This is a genomic window from Glaciimonas sp. CA11.2, assembly GCF_034314045.1.
Taxonomy (GTDB): domain Bacteria; phylum Pseudomonadota; class Gammaproteobacteria; order Burkholderiales; family Burkholderiaceae_D; genus Glaciimonas.
This window is the reverse complement of the sequence record NZ_JAVIWL010000001.1, coordinates 5214809-5235057: the sequence shown is the minus strand read 5'-3', so window position 1 is coordinate 5235057 and position 20249 is coordinate 5214809. Positions and strand designations below refer to the sequence as shown.

Annotated in this window: 16 protein-coding genes and 3 tRNA genes; 12 read left to right on the top strand and 7 right to left on the bottom strand. The window is 48.8% G+C overall.

Annotated elements, in window-relative coordinates:
- Positions 1 to 17: 17 nt before the first annotated feature.
- The 3 genes from RGU75_RS22605 to aat all read right to left on the bottom strand — a co-directional run bounded on the left by RGU75_RS22605 (position 18) and on the right by aat (position 2891).
- Positions 18 to 1067: a quinone-dependent dihydroorotate dehydrogenase gene (locus RGU75_RS22605; RefSeq protein ID WP_322239894.1), complete on the bottom strand. Its 1050-nt coding sequence runs from the start codon at positions 1065 to 1067 to the stop codon at positions 18 to 20.
- 97 nt (positions 1068 to 1164) lie between these two features.
- Complete coding sequence (locus RGU75_RS22600; RefSeq protein WP_322239892.1) at positions 1165 to 1890, bottom strand: arginyltransferase; 726 nt, start codon at positions 1888 to 1890, stop codon at positions 1165 to 1167.
- 278 nt (positions 1891 to 2168) lie between these two features.
- Positions 2169 to 2891: a leucyl/phenylalanyl-tRNA--protein transferase gene (gene aat / locus RGU75_RS22595; RefSeq protein ID WP_322239890.1), complete on the bottom strand. Its 723-nt coding sequence runs from the start codon at positions 2889 to 2891 to the stop codon at positions 2169 to 2171.
- 493 nt (positions 2892 to 3384) lie between these two features.
- Between aat and RGU75_RS22590 the strand changes: the two genes are divergently transcribed.
- Positions 3385 to 5712, top strand: a complete 2328-nt coding sequence (locus RGU75_RS22590) for a putative bifunctional diguanylate cyclase/phosphodiesterase (RefSeq protein ID WP_322239888.1) — start codon at positions 3385 to 3387, stop codon at positions 5710 to 5712.
- A 97-nt stretch (positions 5713 to 5809) separates the two neighbouring features.
- On the opposite strand, the gene RGU75_RS22585 is transcribed toward RGU75_RS22590, so the two are convergent.
- The gene (locus RGU75_RS22585) at positions 5810 to 6382 is read right to left on the bottom strand and encodes an NUDIX hydrolase (protein WP_322239886.1); all 573 of its coding nucleotides are present in this window, start codon (positions 6380 to 6382) and stop codon (positions 5810 to 5812) included.
- A gap of 208 nt (positions 6383 to 6590) precedes the next feature.
- On the opposite strand from RGU75_RS22585, the gene RGU75_RS22580 reads away from it, so the two are divergent.
- The 4 genes from RGU75_RS22580 (at position 6591) to RGU75_RS22565 (ending at position 7936) form a co-directional block, all read left to right on the top strand.
- A tRNA-Met gene (locus tag RGU75_RS22580) sits at positions 6591 to 6667 on the top strand.
- Positions 6668 to 6714: 47 nt separating this feature from the next.
- A tRNA-Met gene (locus RGU75_RS22575) sits at positions 6715 to 6791 on the top strand.
- 46 nt (positions 6792 to 6837) lie between these two features.
- Positions 6838 to 6914 (top strand) — tRNA-Met (locus RGU75_RS22570).
- A gap of 209 nt (positions 6915 to 7123) precedes the next feature.
- A complete protein-coding gene (locus tag RGU75_RS22565) occupies positions 7124 to 7936 on the top strand; it encodes a DUF72 domain-containing protein (RefSeq protein WP_322239884.1) in 813 nt (270 codons plus the stop codon).
- Between the two features lie 117 nt (positions 7937 to 8053).
- Here RGU75_RS22565 and RGU75_RS22560 read toward each other — a convergent pair whose 3' ends face one another.
- Positions 8054 to 8677: a trimeric intracellular cation channel family protein gene (locus tag RGU75_RS22560; protein WP_322239882.1), complete on the bottom strand. Its 624-nt coding sequence runs from the start codon at positions 8675 to 8677 to the stop codon at positions 8054 to 8056.
- A gap of 668 nt (positions 8678 to 9345) precedes the next feature.
- Here RGU75_RS22560 and RGU75_RS22555 point away from each other — a divergent pair.
- Positions 9346 to 11241 (top strand): M12 family metallo-peptidase, encoded by a 1896-nt coding sequence (locus tag RGU75_RS22555; protein WP_322239880.1) that lies wholly within the window; start codon positions 9346 to 9348, stop codon positions 11239 to 11241.
- A 234-nt stretch (positions 11242 to 11475) separates the two neighbouring features.
- Here the strand turns inward: RGU75_RS22555 and RGU75_RS22550 are convergent, their stop codons facing one another.
- Entirely contained in the window at positions 11476 to 11925 is a 450-nt protein-coding gene (locus RGU75_RS22550) for a YXWGXW repeat-containing protein (RefSeq protein ID WP_322239878.1), read from the bottom strand.
- 331 nt (positions 11926 to 12256) lie between these two features.
- Here RGU75_RS22550 and RGU75_RS22545 point away from each other — a divergent pair, with 331 nt between their 5' ends.
- The 3 genes from RGU75_RS22545 (at position 12257) to RGU75_RS22535 (ending at position 14347) form a co-directional block, all read left to right on the top strand.
- Entirely contained in the window at positions 12257 to 12565 is a 309-nt protein-coding gene (locus RGU75_RS22545; protein ID WP_322239876.1) for a 4a-hydroxytetrahydrobiopterin dehydratase, read from the top strand.
- Positions 12566 to 12578: 13 nt separating this feature from the next.
- Entirely contained in the window at positions 12579 to 13358 is a 780-nt protein-coding gene (locus RGU75_RS22540; RefSeq protein WP_322239874.1) for an SDR family oxidoreductase, read from the top strand.
- Positions 13359 to 13504: 146 nt separating this feature from the next.
- Complete coding sequence (locus RGU75_RS22535) at positions 13505 to 14347, top strand: DUF1223 domain-containing protein (RefSeq protein ID WP_322239872.1); 843 nt, start codon at positions 13505 to 13507, stop codon at positions 14345 to 14347.
- Positions 14348 to 14487: 140 nt separating this feature from the next.
- On the opposite strand, the gene RGU75_RS22530 is transcribed toward RGU75_RS22535, so the two are convergent.
- Complete coding sequence (locus RGU75_RS22530) at positions 14488 to 15528, bottom strand: flavin reductase (protein ID WP_322239870.1); 1041 nt, start codon at positions 15526 to 15528, stop codon at positions 14488 to 14490.
- A gap of 336 nt (positions 15529 to 15864) precedes the next feature.
- On the opposite strand from RGU75_RS22530, the gene RGU75_RS22525 reads away from it, so the two are divergent.
- The 3 genes from RGU75_RS22525 to RGU75_RS22515 all read left to right on the top strand — a co-directional run bounded on the left by RGU75_RS22525 (position 15865) and on the right by RGU75_RS22515 (position 20209).
- Entirely contained in the window at positions 15865 to 16662 is a 798-nt protein-coding gene (locus RGU75_RS22525) for a TatD family hydrolase (protein ID WP_322239868.1), read from the top strand.
- A gap of 6 nt (positions 16663 to 16668) precedes the next feature.
- Complete coding sequence (locus tag RGU75_RS22520; RefSeq protein WP_322239866.1) at positions 16669 to 19230, top strand: DNA internalization-related competence protein ComEC/Rec2; 2562 nt, start codon at positions 16669 to 16671, stop codon at positions 19228 to 19230.
- Between the two features lie 163 nt (positions 19231 to 19393).
- Entirely contained in the window at positions 19394 to 20209 is an 816-nt protein-coding gene (locus RGU75_RS22515; RefSeq protein ID WP_322239864.1) for an alpha/beta hydrolase, read from the top strand.
- The last annotated feature ends 40 nt before the right edge of the window (positions 20210 to 20249 follow it).

Genomic DNA, 20249 nt, shown 5'->3' with positions numbered 1-20249 from the left:
GTTTATCAATGCATTTTTCAATTTATCCCGTTTTTCCTAAGTGCGTTTGCGCACTCCCGAACCAAAGCCGGACCGCGATAAATCAGTCCGCTATATAGCTGTATGAGCGCTGCACCAGCCGCCATTTTGGTCTGCGCATTGGCACCGCTCAAAATTCCACCCACGCCAATAATCGGGATCGCATCACCCAACTCAGCACGCAGTTGGCGCACGACGGTGTTGGATAATTCAAACACTGGCGCACCTGATAGACCACCAGCTTCATTCTCATGCGCAAGTCCTTTGACTGCATCACGCGTGATGGTTGTATTGGTCGCGATGACGCCATCCATTTTGTGACGCAGCAACGCATCTGCGATAGTTTTAACTTGTTCTGCGTCGATATCCGGGGCAATTTTTAACACGACCGGTACATAACGTTTGTGCTGGTCCGCCAGCTTCTGCTGCGCATGCTTGAGTTGTGACAAGAGTGCGTCGAGTTCTGATGCACCTTGTAGTTGACGCAGGTTTTTGGTGTTCGGTGACGAGATATTGACCGTGACATAGGTTGCGTACGGATAGACTTTTTCCAGGCAAAAAAGGTAATCGTCTGCGGCGTTTTCAATTGGCGTGGAGGCATTTTTGCCGATGTTTAACCCGAGCACACCAGTACGTTCCTGATAAAACTTCGACGATTGCACGTTTTTGATAAATGCATCGACGCCACCGTTGTTGAAGCCCATGCGATTGATGAGGGCGTTGGCAGCGGGGAGGCGAAACATGCGTGGTCGCGGGTTGCCTGGCTGGGCTTTTGGCGTCACAGTGCCGATTTCAATTGAACCGAATCCCAGCGCAGCCAGGCCGTCAATCGTAGATCCATCTTTATCCAGTCCGGCGGCCAGTCCGATCGGGTTGGGAAAGGTTATTCCCATGACGATGCGCGGATCTGGGGCTGGTTTTGGTAATAGTGCTGTAAGTCCCATTGACTGAGCACGACGTAATCCTGCCATGGTCAGATGATGGGCGGCTTCTGGATCGAGTGAGAATAGGGCGGGGCGGGCAAGGTTGTACAGGAGTTTGGAAGGCACGGTAGGCTGAGCGGTAACGGTTGTATAGAACTGGTTGGTGGGCCGGCAATAAGACAAGGGAATGGTCCCATTTTTTAGTTTACGTCGGCGAATTTCACTATTCTAACGTACCCCATTCATTTTCCCTTAACGCTTCCAGTGGTCGGAAGTTTATTTTGTATGCCATTTTAAGGCTATCTTTGATCCAATAGCCAAGATAGACATACGCCATGTCGAGTTGTTGCGCCTGTTTGATCTGCCATAAAATACTGTAAGTACCAAAGGATGCACCGATCACGTCTGGGTCATAAAACGTGTAGACCGAAGATAGTCCGTCATTAAGCACGTCAATGATGCTGATCATTCGTAACGTGCCGTCTGGTTCGCGAAACTCGACCAAACGGGTATTGACCTTACTTTGCAGCAAAAATTGCGCGTATTGATCCCGACTGTCCTGATCCATACCACCACCTGCGTGACGTGAAATTTGATAACGTAAATAGAGTTCGTAGTGCTCATGTACGTAAGCAAGATTGGTGACTAAGCCGGTCAACTGACGATGTTTCTCCCAAGCTCGGCGCTGACTGCGATTAGGGATGAACGCGTTGACCAGTGTGCGCACAGGCGTGCAGGCATGGCAGCCATCGCAACAAGGTCGATAGGTGAAAATGCCGCTGCGTCGAAAGCCATTTTTGACTAGTTCGGAATAGACATCGGCATTGATCAGGTGCGACGGCGTCGCTACCAGTGAGCGTGCCTGGCGCCCATCCAGATAGCTACAAGCGTACGGTGCCGTTGCGTAAAATTGGAGGGTTGAAAATGGGAGATCTTTTAAGTGCGTCATGTACCTATTCCTGACCGGTTCAATAGTTCGGACTTTCGCAAACCGCTCCGGCAACGTTGAGCTTTCCTAGCCGTCTATGCGGCCCGATACTAACGTACTGTGTTTTTCCGGAGAGGATACAAACCCGTTGTCGGGATCATTTTGCGTATTTCCTATAGCTGTAATTTACACCGTAAGCGCAATGTCGTGTTGGTGGCGCGCTCCTGGCACCAACCCGAAAACTGCAATAGCTTGCCAAATTTACTTACCAGCTAGTAAGTCCATGCTTACTAATCTTGTTATGGGAACAATGGTATCGGTCGCCAGTTGTGAATTTGTGGATGATTTATCGCTTCGGTGAGATGTCGCATAAAGGCGTCGCGAGAAATGGGAACCGCACCTAGCGAAGCAAGATGCGGCGTCTCCTGCTGGCAGTCAATCAGCGTAACGCCGTTTTGACGCAGAAAGTGAACCAGGTAGGCCAGTGCAATTTTGGAGGCATCGGTGACACGCGCGAACATTGATTCACCATAAAACATCCGTCCGATGCTGACACCATAAGCGCCTCCAACCAACTTGCCATCAAGCCAGACTTCCACTGAGTGCGCATAACCGAGGTGGTGAAGTGCCCGATAGCCCTCAATGATCTCATCTGATATCCATGTGCCTTGACCATCTCGCCGTGGCGCGGCGCATGCATGCATGACCTCCTCAAAAGCAAAGTCAAAGCGAATCTGCCAGCGACGATCAGCGCGATTACGGTGGATTTTCTTTAAGGTTTTTTTTAAGCTGGCAGAGTATTTGAAGCGTTCGGTTTCCAGCACCATGCGCGGGTCTGTACTCCACCAAAGGATAGGCTGGCCTTCAGAAAACCATGGAAAGATGCCATGTCGATAGGCGTTAAGCAACCGCTGCGGCGAAAGATTAGCCCCCGCAGCGAGTAGTCCGGGCGCACCATCGTCCGGTCCCAATGCCTCTGACACGTCTGGAAATGGTGTGTCAATTTCTAACCAGGGAATCATCGTCGGTCCCTGACCGTCTTGTTGGCGCTTTTGATTACCATTTTAAGGAAGTGAGCAGCGTTAAATCGCGTTTTTCTCATAGTCAACTATTTTTGAATATCAAAAATTTTCCCTGTGCACTATTACATCAGAATGCTTATTGGGAAATTTTACTGAACTGGTAGTATGTATCTCATTAACTCATCCTCGTCGTTTGATTTTTCTTGATAAAAAAGTAATGACACGTTGAGTTCTGAAGATGCATGCATCCAAGTTTGCCATATTAACCACTTCTGCCCAACCTATAAGGATGAGAATGCATGTTGCCGAGCAGTAAATGGTGCAAGGAACGCGCCTTGCATCATTTTTGTGCGCGATAATATTGATAGTTGAACGCCGCGCCTAATTGACGCTTAATGGTCGAACCTTTTTGTTGGCCCGAAATTTGCTGTAATGGAATATGCTGTAATTAGTCACAATTAACATTATCCAAGAGATTGAGATATTAGCCACTATGCATGAATTCTCCTCTTTGGTATCTTCGGCCCCAGTGTTCGGACGGCCGAATAACGAAAGCGTTACGCCCTCCTTACGAACCCCGCTCTCCGAAGCCATTGTTCCCGATTTTAGTGAGCAAGCAGCGTTCTTTGGGCGCTGGTGGTTCGACGTTAAGACCGATCAGTTGGTATTGTCGGTTAATGCCGCGCGCATGTTGGGAGTCGAGGCGGGATGGTATCCATCTCTAAAAAATTGCTTAATTAGCATGCCTCCGGAAGATTTAAAAGTTTTGGAGGCGACGCTCAAAACGGACAGTCTGGAAGGCGAGTCGGTCGACCGTGAGTTTCGCGTTGTCACTGAGAAGTATGGTATGCACTGGTTCCGCCTGATGTCATTGCCTCAGTCCGCCAGGAAGCACGCGGTCCGTAGTGGCGTTTTGTTAGAAACGACTGCTTCAAAGCATGTCGCGATACGTGAGCGGCTGAGTTTTGAGTGCACCCAATTTTTGTTAAGTACCGATACTTTAGGTGTTGCTGTCACCAAAGTTATTAAAGTGGTATGTGAGAATTTAGGTTGGGAATGGGGTGCTTATTGGGCTTTAGATCGCCCATTGGAGTCTGATCTGGCTGGCTCGCAGCAACTTTTATGTAAGCATTTCTGGCACAACCCCCAATACTCGCTCGAAGCGTTCAACGAAGAAAGCGCCGCATTGAGGATGGCCGCGGGCATTGGCACAGTGGGTTTGGTGTGGCAATCCGGCGAGGCGCGTTGGATTGAAAATCTGGGAAGCGCGCCGGGCTTCTTGCGTCACAATGGCGCTGTCAAGTGCGGATTGCGGTCTGGCTACATCTTTCCGGTCGTGTATGTGACGGAGGGCGGTCAGCGGCATAGTCCCGGGGTGCTGGAATTTTATAGCAAACTCTCCCGCCAGCACGAAGCCCAGCTACCGATTCTTTCCGAGACAATAGGTGTATTGATCGCCCAGACTGCACAACGACTTGAGCAGCAGGAAACCATTCGGCAGTTAGCGCAGATTGACGGATTGACGGAGTTGGCAAACCGCACCTATTTTTATCATATGCTCGATAACACTTGTCAGAATTCGACCATTGCGGGAACATCGTTTGGCTTAATCTTTATCGATCTGGATCGTTTTAAGCCAGTTAATGATGCGTTCGGTCACGAAGCCGGTAATGTAGTGTTGCAGGAATTTGCAAGGCGGTTACAGCTACTTGTTCCATCAGGAAGTTATGTCGGGCGGCTTGGAGGGGACGAATTCGCGATTTTGTTGATACCGGATGGTGTCACGCAGCCATTAGACCAGCAATTGAATGCGTTGGCATCGAAGGTATTGCAAGCAGCGTGTATGCCGTTTCTGTTTGACGGCAATGATATGACGGTGTCGGCCAGCGTGGGCATCAGCATCTTCCCGGAAAATGGGATGACCAGTCCGGAACTGTTGCGCAGCGCCGATGCCGCAATGTATCGTATTAAAAAGAATGGCAGAAATGCGCTCAGCTTTTTTTCGAATAGTACTTCCCATACTTTAGCGATTGAACAATCCGACGTAGCGCAACGAATGACCATGGAGGCCGAACTGCATCAGGCGCTGACTGATAATGCATTCTTTCTCGAATACCAGCCCATATTTAATGATAGCGATCAGAAGATGCACGCCGTTGAAGCGCTTATCCGCTGGCGCAGGGCAAACGGCGATATCGTCAGGCCGGACATTTTTATTCCGATTGCTGAACAAAGCAGTCTGATCATCAATATCGGACGCTGGGTGTTGCGTCAGGCGTGCCGAGATCTTGCATATTTGCATCGTTCGGGATTGAGTAACCTGGAAATGCATGTCAATATGGCGGCGCCGGAATTTACGAGTAATGATTTGCCGGATGAGCTGACCGTCATCTTGAAAGAGTTTGGCATCGGGACCCATCATCTTTGCCTTGAGCTGACAGAGGGTATGTTGATGCAGCAACCCGAAAAGGTGATTCCTGTTATGCAGGCACTGCGTGAGCTCGGTGTAGGGATTAGTCTTGATGATTTTGGCGTTGGTTACTCGTCGCTCTCAAGGCTCAAAAGATTGCCGATTTCTTCTATTAAGATCGACCGCTCATTTGTTGATGGTCTACCGCATTTAAGGGAAGATAGAGCGATCGTACGCGCCATGATTGAGCTTGGCCGCCACATGAAATTGGGCGTCATTGCCGAGGGCGTTGAAACGGATGATCAATTGGTTTTTTTGCGTCAATACGGTTGCAATTTAATTCAGGGATTTATATTAAGCCGGCCAATGCCGCTCGATGCGTTGATTGCTTCCTATCTGCCACGTAGATAGACCGAACATTTGTTGGCTTGTCAGGATAAACGAAGTCTAACCCCGACAAGTTTTTAAGGTAGATAGTAGTTTCTTAATCTAGCGCCGGATTAGAAAACTACTTGCTGCGCATCGGCTTATAGATGTCTTCGGTATGGAGCCCGAAACTGGCACCATTTTTTTGCACTAGTTTGAGATCGTTAAAGAAAGCCTTCAGCGTGGTAGCAACAGTTGGGAAGGCAATATCTTCCCAAGGAATTTGTGCTTCGGTAAACATCTCCACTTCAAGACTCTCGATGCCAGCCGCGTAATCAAGGTCGAGCAAAGTCGCCCGATAAAATAAATGTACCTGATGAACATGTGGGACATTAATCATGGAGAAAAGCCCGTGCAGGGTGATTTTGGCACCTGCTTCTTCTTCTGTTTCGCGGCGAGCAGCATCCTCAGTGGTTTCGTCGTTCTCCATGAACCCAGCCGGAAGCGTCCAGTAACCGAGTCGCGGTTCTATAGCGCGTTTGCACAACAATATACTTATTTCTCCATCGTGCTCCCATACCGGAATTGAGCCAACCACCATCTTCGGATTCTGATAATGGATCGTGCCGCAATTGCTGCAGACAAAGCGTGAACGCGTGTCGTCAGGTGGGATTTGCAGGGATACAGGATGCGCGCATTCGGAGCAAAATTTCATAGGTAGCGAATTAAAGGTCTGGGCACAATGTTTTGAAAGGCACATCATTCATTATGCGTTGAAAGGAATTGTTACTATAAACAAGGTGTTTCATTTAGCCTGCTTTTTTTACCTGACATGGAAGTGTATCACCGCACCATCTAAATGCGCTTTCTGACTATAACGTTTGCTATATTAATCAAACCAGCTTATACTCTCATTCCTCAGACGCGGGGTGGAGCAGTCTGGCAGCTCGTCGGGCTCATAACCCGAAGGTCGTAGGTTCAAATCCTGCCCCCGCAACCAGATTTAAAATGTCAGAAAATATCCTGGCATTGTTTGAAAAGTACAGACGCGGGGTGGAGCAGTCTGGCAGCTCGTCGGGCTCATAACCCGAAGGTCGTAGGTTCAAATCCTGCCCCCGCAACCAGATGTAAAGTATCAGAGAATATCCTGATATTGTTTGAAAGTACAGACGCGGGGTGGAGCAGTCTGGCAGCTCGTCGGGCTCATAACCCGAAGGTCGTAGGTTCAAATCCTGCCCCCGCAACCAATAGTCGAAACCGCTGATCAGCTTTGTTGCTCAGCGGTTTTTGCTTTTTAAGAACGGTTTTTTAACAACTAGCCCGCGTTACCCTCATTAGTCCGAATTTTCCCTGTTAATCACATCCTTATCAACGTTTTTACCTTCCAGTTCGCCTTTTTCTCCGTTGCGTTAATATGTTGTTATTATAAAAGCATCGTCGTTGCTAAGGAGCGAAGATGAAAAACCGTAAATGCTTCATACGCGTTGGCATAGGTGGCTGGACTTACGCCCCTTGGCGTGACAACTTTTATCCGGCAGGTCTGGCTCATGCCCATGAACTGGAATACGCCAGTCGCCAAGTCACTGCAATCGAAATAAACGGTACTTACTACAGTACGCAAAAGCCCGCTACGTTCGCACGATGGGCGGCAGAAACGCCAGATGGCTTTCTCTTTTCGGTGAAAGCACCGCGTTATAGCACCAATCGGCGGATACTGGCGGATGCCGGTGAGTCTGTTGAGCGCTTTATTCAGAGTGGTATAGCGGAACTTGGAGAAAAATTAGGCCCGGTTTTATGGCAATTACCACCCACCAAACACTGTGATATTGCTGACATCACTGCTTTTGTTTCACTACTTCCGAATAAAATTGACGGTATAAAACTGCGTCATGTACTGGATGTGCGACATGATAGTTTTATGATCCCTGATTTTTTTAAATTGATGCGGAAATACAAAATGGCGAGCGTTTTCACCGATTCAAGAGATTATCCTTCCTTTGCAGATTTCAGTACCGATTTTGTCTATGCAAGACTGATGTGTAGTCAATCTGAAATAAAGTCAGGTTACTCTCCCGAGTCGCTTGATACGTGGGCGACCCGCTTTAACAAACTTGCTGTAGGGAGTAGTGCGGTTGATCAGGATGTGTTTCCACGCATCACTCCCCAGACGAAGCAAGACGTGGCACGCGATGTGTTTGTATTCTTTATCAACGGTGCCAAAGAACGTGCACCGGCTGGCGCAATCGCCTTGCTTGAGCGATTGGGTTGAGCTGCACTTAAAATGCTGTTTATACTCTGCGACGAAACAATGCGTGAGTTGTTATTTTTTTCTGATAAATTACTGACAGCGCGGACCTTTTGATATCCGCGCCGACGCCATCATGCATCAATCCAGCCCACGTATTCTGTCACCGTTGAAGCGCGGCAATCGCCAGTGAAATCGCATTGCCAATAATCGAAACAAGAAGCCCGTTCCGATCGCGATCAAGGACGCGACATTGGTATCGACTTTTATCCAAAGTAGGCCAACATATAAAGCACCGGTTAGTAGCGATACAGTGGCGTATAGTTCGCGTCGTAACACCCATGGAATTTCGTTACATAATACGTCTCGTAACAACCCGCCAAAAACACCGGTAATCAAGCCAGCCATGATGACGATACCCGGCGTCATACCACTAGCCATCGCAACGTTGCACCCTATCACCGTAAATGCCACCAAGCCCAAGCCATCAACTACTAAAAACACCGTCCGTAAATGATGGAGAACGCGCGCCACCACCGCAGTGACGATCGCTGCGCTAATGGTGAAGAGTAAATATTCCGGATTGGCGATCCAACTTAATGGGTAGTGGCCCAACAACACATCGCGCATTGTTCCGCCACCTAATGCGGTGACTGTGCCAATCATGCAAATTCCAAAAAGATCCATATCGCGGCGCATACCCATGATCGCGCCTGACATCGCCTCTGCAACAATCGCTATCAGGTAGATGGTATGTAAAAGCAAGTATTATCCTTCACAAAAAAAAGTGTATGAATCGGGTTGGTCTTACCGATTGCAACCTGCTTAATCTCTTTAAAAGCAACCGTAACCGGGGCGGATAGGTTGCTTTAGATATTCATTTACGCATCTAAATGTCAATTTCAGCGCTGCTCCTTCGCCCGCTAGTGAGTATTGGCGATAGATTCTCAGGTTCTTAAAAGAGTATTTATTCCAAGATAACGCAAGAAAAGAGGGATGTCACTTTTTTATGAAGTGATGACGTTATTACTGCGCCAGAGATGTCTTCAAAAAAACATCAATCGCGCTATGTCGACTCATTCTCATAAAGAGGATTGTGTTTCATTTTTTTGCTTATGGTGAGTCTATATAAGCTAAGAATAGTCTCTATCACGCTCCGGGTTTGTCCCATTACCTTCTTCATTCGCACCCACGATAATGGGTGACGTTATCTTTTATGCCCGTTTTTGCACTTCTCGAAACGTGTCAATTTCAGTTTTTTTCGCCAGGAAATTTGATTCAAGCGTATTCGTAGATGTAAGCCAAGAATCTTCTTATTTTTATAATTTTATTTCATCAGATTAAATCGTTCTACTTCGATTTTTCTATTTATTTCAGACCGTAAAATGACCTCAATAAAAAAAACACTCCGATTGGTAGCCATATCAACAGTTATGTCCCTTATTTACTGCGCATCGGCGTATTCAATTGAGGAGAACCAATTATTTCAACTAGAACAGACCGATATCGACTCTCCAATAAATACGGCTGCTGCGGCGGCTAGTAGCGGCTTGGCAGAAATATTGGCAGCGCCAGCGACCGCATCAGTGCGCCTGGCGACGGCTACACCTTTACTGGTGAATGATCAGCAAGACGAAATCGCTTTGCCAATAGATGATGGTCATGTATTACATTTTAAAAAATTTACAGCAGAAACTGATGTCGATGGCGTCAGTATATGGCGCGGTCAAATCTCATCTGATGAGACTGACGAAGAACATGCATCAGATGCTGCCAACCAGGCCATCCTCGTGCGCAATGGCGAAAACATCACTGGCTCCTTCCACCATGAAGGCCAGCTTTATCAAATTTGGCCTCTCAAAAATGGACGGCACGCGATTGTGAAAGTCGATGTCAGTAAGCTCGATCAAGCAGACGACGCGGTCGAACATCAAGCCGAGCACGCCGAACATGGAAGTGCCGATAATACGCAGCAAGACCAGCAAGAGCGCCAATTCCAGCAAATACTCGCTGAAGCTGGCGACGGCATGCATACGCAGTTTGTTGACGGTAGCGATAGTATAAAGTTAAAAAGTGCGCATAGCACGATTCGCGTCATGGTTGTGACGACGAATCAATCCCGCGCAAAAGCGAAGGACCTGCAAGCGGTGATTAAACTCGCATTTGCCGAGGCAAACCAAGGCGCAAAAAATAGCGGTGTCGCGATTACTTTTGAATATGCCGGAACCTTTGATGCCAGTTACGACGAAAAGGGAAAGTACACCAATATGCTATCTCAGCTTAAAAATACGAACGATCCGGTATTAGGTGCACCGGTCCATGGTTTTAGAGAAAGTCATCGCGCAGATGTGGTGGTCATGCTGGCGACATCAAATACGTCGGCAGGGACGGGGTATGTCAATGCATCAAAAGCGACTGCTTTTTCAGTTGTTGATTATAGTTATGCGACAGGTTATTACAGTTTCGCGCATGAGATCGGACATAACCTGGGCCTCAGTCACGACCTCGATCAGTTCGGTGGTGTGCCGACCAGAACACCTGAGTATCAACATGGTTATAAGCACACCGCCGGCACTGGCGGGGGCAGATGGCGCACTATCATGGCTTATAACTGCTCACCTTCGTGTGCCCGATTAAATTACTTTTCCAATCCAGACATTTTGTACAAAGGTGCTGAGATGGGCACTCAACGGTATGAAAACAACGCTCGACGTTTGGATGAAAGACGCGAAGTAGTTGCTAATTTTTATCCGCCGCTGGTCGATATCACGCCACCGGTGAATCCTCCGCAAGCCGTGGTTGGAAGAAATATTAATGCTGTAAGCACCACCAGTACAGGTTTTGCTTACAAACTCGAAGGTAGCAAGAGTCTTTACGCCACACACTATAAATGGGAAAAATTAAGCGGACCGTTTAGCCTGCGTTATGCTGATAGAGCAGATGCTGACGCGATTGTTGGCAAAGACCAAATCGGCGAGGGCACCTACGCGCTGACAGTTACCAATCAACACGGCGAACAAAGTCGTGCCACTATTAACGTTAGCGTAGTAGAACAAAAGGCTAGTATTACTGGAGACTCGTCAATTATCGAAGGGCAAGTGGCTAACTTGAAAGCGAGTGCAAATTTTGCGGGAGCCTCCGGCGCGGGACCTACTTACCGCTGGAAAATTCTTAACGAAGCTGGCCGTGACATTTTGCAAGGAGCCGAACAACAACTGAGCCTGTCAACCTTGCCAGTGGGTAGTTATGATGCAACAGTGGAAGTATCAAGCACGCATGGTGGACGCAAAGCGACAGCACAACATCGCGTTGATGTGACAAAACAGTGAGGACACTACGCTAGTAATATTGATGAACGATTTGAGGTAAGTGGAAGGGGCGTTCGGTCATGCCGCACGTGGCTGATTCTTCCGATCCAGACCAGAACCAAGCACAAAAAATAGTGGTAATTATCAGGTTCGTGATGTTCGTTTAAAAAATCCTTTGTCGCATTTGCGAGAAAGGATTTTTCATTGCTTCATGGTGCACATCATTGCTATGCCGACTATTTTTTAGTCTGCTTGTTAGCGATTGCCGCCGCGGTGATCGTCTCGGCCGCCGTGATTGCCGTTGTCATGTCGCCCACCGTTCGGGCGTCCGTTACCCCGATGATTGTTGTAATTTGGGCGTCCATTGCCGCGATAATCGGGACGACCGCCATGTCCTCGTTCCCAGCCGCCACGATTCAATTGCCAACCGCCGCGACCTTGCTCCCAGCGCGGTCGTTGATATTGATAACCAGGACGTGCCCGGTTCCAATAGCCTTGTCGCCACACGTGACGACCTCCAGCCCAGTTCCAATAACCTGGCGCCCAGATATAGCCTGCACGCGGTGGTGGAAGGCGTTCGTAGCGTGGTGGCGGCGGTTGTGAGCCGATGATGATATTCACCCCGACCTGCGCGTTTGCCTGTGCTGAAATAAACGCGGTACAGCTTATTGCGGCGAACATTGCCGCGCAGAGGAAGCGTTTCATAAGTGCCCTAAAAGTTGAATATAGGCAAACTATACCCGTAAAAATATTTGCCACAAGCAACGATTCAACTCGTTACAAAGTCACGTCTTAGCGTACGTTTAGACACAACCTATAATAGGTAATTGTTTATTGACCAATAATAAAGAGTAATGACGTTCAATGATGTCGATGTACGCAATCGAAGATTGGCGCGGGTTAGCAAAGTTTTCGTCCTATAACGCATAGTTCTTGGATGACATGCAACCGTGGAGTAACGAGGTAGTAGGCGTGACAGATGACGCGGTATCGCTTCTGACGATAGAATTACTGTTTTACACATGGATATTATTCGATGACACGACCATCACATATCGGCGCAGTTACGGCCCTGCAGAGTCTTCCCGAATGGTCTGCAGTGAAAGACCGGGATGCCATTCAAAGGACTTTTCTGTTTGCCGACTTTAATGCTGCGTTTGGATTTATGACGCAAGTCGCTTTGCTGGCAGAGAAAATGGATCACCACCCTGAGTGGTCGAATGTTTATAATCGTGTAGTTGTTCTACTGGCAACCCACGATGCGAATGGCGTCACTGAACTGGATTTGCGAATGGCGCAATTCATGGATCACGCCGCCGCGAATACGCATAAAAAACCTATTTAGAACGATCATCGATATGACGCAACCCGTAGTACTGATAACCGGCGCCGCCAAACGCGTCGGTCGTGTGATTGCTGAGCGCTTTGCGCAGGCCGGCTATGCAGTGGTAGTCCATTATGGTAATTCGCAGGCTGAGGCGCAGGAGACGGTCGCGTTGATTGAGGCAGCGGGACATAAAGCCGTCGCTCATCGCGCCGATCTATCTAATCCGGTCGAATTGTCGGCCATGATATTAGCCACTTATGCCACGTTTGAGCGACTTGATGTCTTGGTCAATTGTGCTGCTATATTTTTTCCTGACACATTGGCTGATTTTGCACTTGAGGATCTGGAGCGATCCTGGCAAATTAATTGCCGTGCGCCACTATTACTCACGCAAACTTTTTTCCAGCAGGCCCAGCAACGTGGTCAGCAAGGCGTGGTGGTGAATGTCGTTGATCAAAAGGTCCGCGCAAATTTCCACCCTGAGGATTTTAGTTATACCGTGGCGAAAGCTGCGCTAGGAAATATGACCGCTATGTTAGCCATATCTGGTGGTGCGGTACTGCGAGTAAATGCCCTCTATCCTGGATTGATGACGCCTAGCGGAGATCAGACCCAAGCTGATTTTGAATACTCCTCTGAGCGCTCAACACCGCTGGGGTATGTGGCGCCGCTGTCTGATATTGCGGAGGCGATTTTATTGCTGACGCGTCCGTCCTTCAATGGTGCAGAGTTTGTTGTCGATGCAGGACAAAACCTGGTGCGGGTGGATCGGGATGTCGTAAATCTCTATCGGGCTCCGTCTGTTTCATAATCCTTAAATGTGTGTATTGGTATTGTGACCGGGGATTGTCGTTTTAATATTATTATATTGATAATATTAAAGATGTTTAGGAGGTGTCTGTAAGGAAGTAACCAACTCAGCGACCAAAGGACATCATCATCTTTTTGGAGTTGCGCGTGTTTGCCTCTACTATCTCTAACGTCATCTCAATCATGCATAAATATGCGCTGTTAGCCGTACTGTCCGGTGGCTTGATATCCACCGCGCAAGCAGTTGAGTTGACCGCAAAAAGTCCCGCTCACCGTGTGGCGCTGGTTGAACTTTACACAAGCGAAGGCTGTAACAGTTGCCCGCCCGCTGATGCATGGCTGGCTAAAATCGGTTCAAAAGTCAGCGCCGATATGGTGATTCCATTGGCATTGCACGTCGACTATTGGGATAGTTTGGGTTGGAAAGATCGATTCGGTGATCATGCATTTACACTGCGCCAGCAAGCATTAGCCGACTATGCCAACACCAAAGTCGTGTACACGCCGGAGGTCTTTGCAGGCGGGCGTGAGCTCAGAAAGTGGAGTACGGCGAGTGCCGCCGAGAGCGCACTTCAGCATATTAACGCGCAAGCATCGCCTGTCGATATTATGATCAAGGTGACCTCAAACGAGGCGCGGGGGCCAAGGTCGTATGATTTGACTGCCATAGCCCGCGACATTATTAGTCCCAGCACCACAACAGATCCTAAGCAAACGCAAAATGCCTTTGTTGCTGTATATCAGAATAAGTTAGTGTCAAAAGTGGCCGCTGGCGAAAATGGCGGCGCTACTCTCCATCACGAGTTTGTTGTAAGACGTTGGTTGGGGCCGTTTGCATTGAAAGCGGGCATGGTAAAGATTCAGCAAAACATCTCCCTCGATAGCATCGGAGGGGATGTTCCGGTTGATCAGTTTGGAATAGTGACATTTGTTCAGGATGCGACGACTGGAGAGGTCTTGCAAGTGGCAAGACTTGCACTGGATCATTGACGGAGTGCGGCTCGCAGGGTTTAGCCAGATTTGTTAGACGGTTAAAAAAGATAAGTTCAGCAGAAATAGTTTGTAGAACTTATCTGCGGGATCCATCATAAGAGGATCGCCGCGATGGTTGCTGACGACTGAAATGGCGATTATTCGTCAAATTCGACGGGATCATCAGGAATGTTAATGAAGCGACGTAGCAATGTGCGCAAAGCGATAGCATCAACAGCACCCATTTTCCCCATCATATCGGCCTCAATTTCCGATCCCGCTGCGGCAATTTTTTGCGTTAGGTCACGGCCCAGCGCGGTGAGGTAGAAAAGACCGCTGCCATTTTTCTCGCCTTGATCAGCCACAGCCTGCAATAGCCCGCGCGCGGTCATGTCATCGAGCACGATAATTAACGGCGAATGACCGGCGTAAGCGAATAGACGGTTGAACTCTTCAATACTCAGCCCTTCGCGTGCAGCTAACGTATTGAGTACAAAAAATTCGGTATCATTCAAACCTTGTTGCGCACCATATTCACGTAGTTTTCCGTATAACTGGAAGTAAGCGCTACCGAGTAAATGGCTCATCGCGCTGGTATTGAAAATACGTGCACCTGTCGTTGCTTTGATCAATGCTTCCGCTTCATCGGCCAGTTCCTTGCGCGTCGCGATGGCATAACTGCCACGCTGATAAACAAGCGGTGGAATATCGGAATGATCGAAGTGCATCACTTCGCCAACCATAATGATGTGATCACCGCCATCATAGCGATAGGCCGTTTTGCATTGCATGCGTGTGGTGCAGGCCGGCAGAAGCGGCACGCCGCCTAGCCCTTTTTCGGTTTCAAGTCCGGCGAATTTAGCCACGCCGCGCTTGGCAAAGCGGTTTGCCAGAGCGTCCTGATCGTGCGACAAGATATGTACGGCCCAGTATTCAGCCGTTTCGAATATCGGCGCGCTACTTGATGATTTTGCCAGACTCCATAAAACCAGGGGTGGATCGAGCGAAACCGAATTAAAGCTATTTGCGGTGATGCCAACGCGCTTTTCGATGCCGTCGCCCTGATCACTGTCGTTGCACGCGGTAATGATGGTCACACCGGTGGTGAACGTGCCTAATGCATTGCGATATTCGCGCTGGTCAAATATTTTTGCAAGTGTTTGGTTATCCGCAAGCGGAGTAGTTTCTTGTATATCCATCTGATTTAATTCAATTTTCTTCGATCAGCATGTTATCAGGCTATTGCGGGGAACTGACGCACTGAATGGTTTGATATGGCTAATGGCATGTTGGAAGACGGGTGAATATTTTTACGCCATATAAAAATGCGAAAGAATCAGCGTTCGGGTAAAGCGTAAAAAACGCGAAACACGTGCATTCTCTAAAATTAGTAATATGCGTAATTTCCCTAATTTTCCTAATACTCAGGTGTTAGATCTGTTGACAGATATTACCGCATGCTACGATATTAATCTGCCAATCCCGCTAGATAGCTGGCAAACCTCCATCAAAAATTGCTCTATAGGACACATCCCATGTGGATCGATACCCACTGTCATCTTGACGCCGCCGAATTTGGTGGCGAGCAGACAACCTTTGCCGAGGCGGCATTACAGCATCAAGTCTCGTGGATCGTCATTCCTGCGGTTGAACGGGCAAACTTTGCCACCGTAGCGGCCATTGCGGCTGAGCAATCAAATTGCACCTACGCGCTTGGCATTCATCCTATTTTTGTTCCTCAGGCCGAAGAATCCGATTTATTAGCGCTACGGGCAGCGATCAAACTGGCGATGGATGATCCTTTATTTGTCGCGATTGGTGAAATAGGGCTCGATTTCTTCGTTCCGGGTTTGGGCGAAGGCGTGCTGCGCGCAAAGCAGGAACATTTTTACGTCGAACAATTAAAACTTGCCCGTGAATTCGACTTGCCGGTTTTGTTGCACGTACGGCGCTCTCAGGATACGTTGTTAAAATACTTGCGTAGGATCAAAGTAAGAGGCGGTATCGCGCATGCCTTCAACGGTAGCTTTCAACAAGCTGAAGCCTTTATCGAACTACATTTTAAGCTAGGGTTTGGCGGGGCGATGACGTTTACACGCGCCTTGCAGATTCGACGGTTGGCGGCCGAGTTGCCGCTGACCGCACTGGTGCTCGAAACCGATGCGCCGGACATGTCGCCAGCGTGGTTGCATCCACAGAAGAATGCACCGGCGCAAATTCCTTTGATTGCGGAAGTTTTAGCAAAGTTACGCGGGATGACAACAGAGCAATTGGCCAAGGCAACCACCGCGAACGCGCTCGCGGCGCTGCCACGACTTGCGCTGCTGAAGTAGTCGCCGGTGCGGAGTTTCATTCTTGGTTTCTTAATCGGTGTGGTTTTTTTACAGACTCAAGCAGCATTGCCGTCCGCTTTTCTCATCGGTATTGTGTGCTTGTTGGCGGCTCTTGCTGGCTTAGTCGCAGGGATACTTCGGCATAGACTGATAAAAATAACGGGGCTGATTGTTTGCGGTGCGTTACTTGGCTTTTGCTGGGCGGCGCTGTTTGCGCACTATTATCTGCGACAGGAGTTGCCGGTCGAGTGGGAAGGGCGGGACGTCACATTGATCGGTACCATTGCGAGTTTGCCGACCCATTTTGAACAAGGTGTGCGGTTTAACTTTGCGGTCGAAAAAGTTTTACCGCAAAAGGGCGTAACACCAACGATACCATCCCAATTGGCGCTGTCTTGGTATCGCCCATTCAATCATCAACCAAAGCAACAAGCCAATGACGGCGTTCAGATTGGCGACATTGGTCAGATTGAACCCGGCGCACGCTGGCGGCTGACAGTTCGCTTAAAACGACCACATGGCAATGCCAATCCCCACGGATTTGATTACGAAGTTTGGTTGCTCGAACAAAATTTGCGTGCAACAGGCTATGTTCGCGCTGACAAGGCATCCTCTTTAAGCGCAGATGAAACTGTTGATTCGTCAGTAGATGTGTCACTAAACAACCGTCAATTAGACCGCTTTGTCTTCACTTTCGGTCATTGTGTAGAAGCGGTGCGCGGTTGGGTTCGCCAACGTATTTTGGCGGCTTTGCCAGAAAAGAAATATGTCGGTGTTTTAGTCGCATTGGTCATCGGTGATCAGCGTGCCGTAGATCAAAACGACTGGCTAATTTTTAATCGTACTGGCGTGGGGCATCTGATTTCCATATCGGGTCTTCATATCACGATGATTGCGGGCCTTTTTGCCGCAATCATGTCGGCGTTATGGCGACGGTCTTTTTTTATCGGCAACACTTTACCGTTGCGTCTACCCGCCCAGAAAGCGGCAGTATTAGCCGGTGCGGCTGCGGCCTTGTTGTACGTATTATTGGCAGGCTTTGGCTTGCCTGCTCAGCGAACCTTGTATATGTTATTGATGGTCGCATTGGCCATCTGGACCGGACGGATTGCCAGTGTTTCTCATATTTTGTGTATCGCCCTAATGGTGGTATTGCTACGCGATCCATGGGCGGTACTTTCTCCAGGATTCTGGCTATCTTTTGGCGCGGTGGGTACGATTTTGTATGCTAGCGTTGGCCGCACCAAGCAGTTAATTGATGCGTCCGCTTTGGTTCCCAATACTCCCGCCAGAGTGTGGCTCGATCCTATAAAAAACGGCGCTTATACCCAATATGTCGTGACAATCGGATTAGTGCCAATGACGATCCTTTTGTTTGGACAAATATCCCTGATAAGTCCGCTCGCGAACGCCATTGCCATTCCGTTGATTGGCCTGTTAGTGACGCCGATGGCATTGATGGGCAGTATGTTGCCTGCACCCTTATCGGGATGGGTATTAACGCTGGCGCATATTCTGGTGGATTGGCTGGCAACAGTATTGACATGGCTCAGCAGTTTTCCGCTGGCTGTCTGGCAAGCGCCGTTGCCGCCAGCGTGGACTTTTGCTATCGCGATGGCTGCCACGCTGTGGTTATTGGCGCCACGCGGCTGGCCGTTACGCTGGTTAGCCCTGATTGGCTGGTTACCGTTATTGTTACACTCCGCAACGCGGCCCGCGGAGGGTGAGATGACGGTTACTGCGTTTGATGTCGGGCAAGGTATGGCCCTGCTGATTGAAACTTCCGGGCATCGCTTGCTTTATGACACGGGGCCTTATTACTCGCCTGAGTCCGATGCCGGTAGCAGGATTATCGTGCCGTATCTAAAGGCCAGAGGGATCACCGCGATTGATACGATGGTGATTTCACACTCGGATAGCGATCATTCCGGCGGTGCAATGTCCGTGATAAAGGCGATTGAGGTTGATCGTGTGTACTCATCTTTATCCCCGGATCATCGGATTGTTGCTGTCTCACCGGGCCACACTCGGTGTCAGGACGGACAGTCATGGAATTGGGATGGCGTGCAGTTTGATATGCTATTTCCTGCAAAGCATAATTATGAAAATAACGAACGTAAGGATCGAAAATCGGGCAAGGCGAATACCATGAGTTGCACGCTCAAAATTACCAACGGTGACTTGTCGATCCTGCTTCCCGGCGATATAGAGAAGGCGCAGGAGCGACAATTGATACAGGATAAAGGAGCGATTGCCACCGATAGCGTCATGACGCCGAATGCGCCCGGTCGTTTAAAATCGACAGTGCTGCTCGTACCGCATCATGGTAGTGGAACCTCTTCAACCAGCGCATTTTTGCAAGAGGTTAATCCGTCTGTGGCAATTTTTCAGATGGGTTATCGCAATCGATTTCGACATCCTCAGGCGCAAGTGTTGGAACGTTATCAACAATTAGGTATTCGCAATGTACGCAATGATCAATCTGGTGCAATACTTTTACATTTTGGCAGCACGCTTGATGTGACGGAGTATCGCCAGCAACATAAACGTTATTGGTATGGTCGCTGAGACGATCATTGAGCGTCGGCTCTAAAATTTGGTTTGTGACAAACAACGCTTATGGTTTTTAATAGAGTCTATTAAATCCTGCGTGTGCGTGGATAAGGACTTTTCACTGCCCGCAATGACTCTATTAAATACCGTTACAAGCACACTTACGAATATTTCATCCATGGTTTCCCAAATCCCGTCGCCCCGTCCCATTGTGCATTTTGCGCATGGAAATAGCTTTCCTTCCGGAACGTATCGCCGTTTTCTTGATCTGTTAAGTCAGAATTACGATGTCCATGCCCTGGAAATGCATGCCCATAATCCAGATTATCCGGTAACAGATGGTTGGCCCGCGCTAGCGCAAGAGTTTGTCAATGAATTGCTTGTGCGCTATCAACAGCCAGTGATTTTGGTCGGTCATTCGCTGGGCGGAATTTTATCCTTAATGGTCGCAAGACAGCGCCCTGATCTGGTACGTTGCGTGGTGCTGTTAGACGCGCCCGTAACCGTAGGATGGCGAGCCGGTGTATTTAGATTGGCGAAAGCGCTGGGGATTGACCGACGTTGGTCTCCAGCACGGTTTTCGCAGCGCCGTCGTATTCAATGGCCGGATGCCGAGGCGGTTTATCAGCACTTCTCCACTAAACCGGTGTTCGCCAGTTGGCCCGAAGAAGTGTTGCGCGATTACGTTGAGCACGGCACCGTAGAGCAGTCTGGAAGTGTAGCGTTGCGTTTTAAGCGTGAAATTGAAACAGCAGTTTATTTGACCTTACCCCATCACTTGGGTCAGGTTGTGAGGCCACCTTATCCGGTCCCGGTTGGTTTTATCGGCGGGATTGATTCAGTTGAGTGTCGTCAAGCAGGTATGGCAGCGACCAGACGATTGGTTGGCAGCCACATAAAACTACTTCCCGGTGGTCATTTGTTCCCGTTGCAGACGCCGCAAGCGGCAGCCAGCGCTACCGACGAGATGATTCGATCACTTCTTATTGTCTGATCTATCGAATCTGTATCGACTTATTGTTGAATTGTTGTTG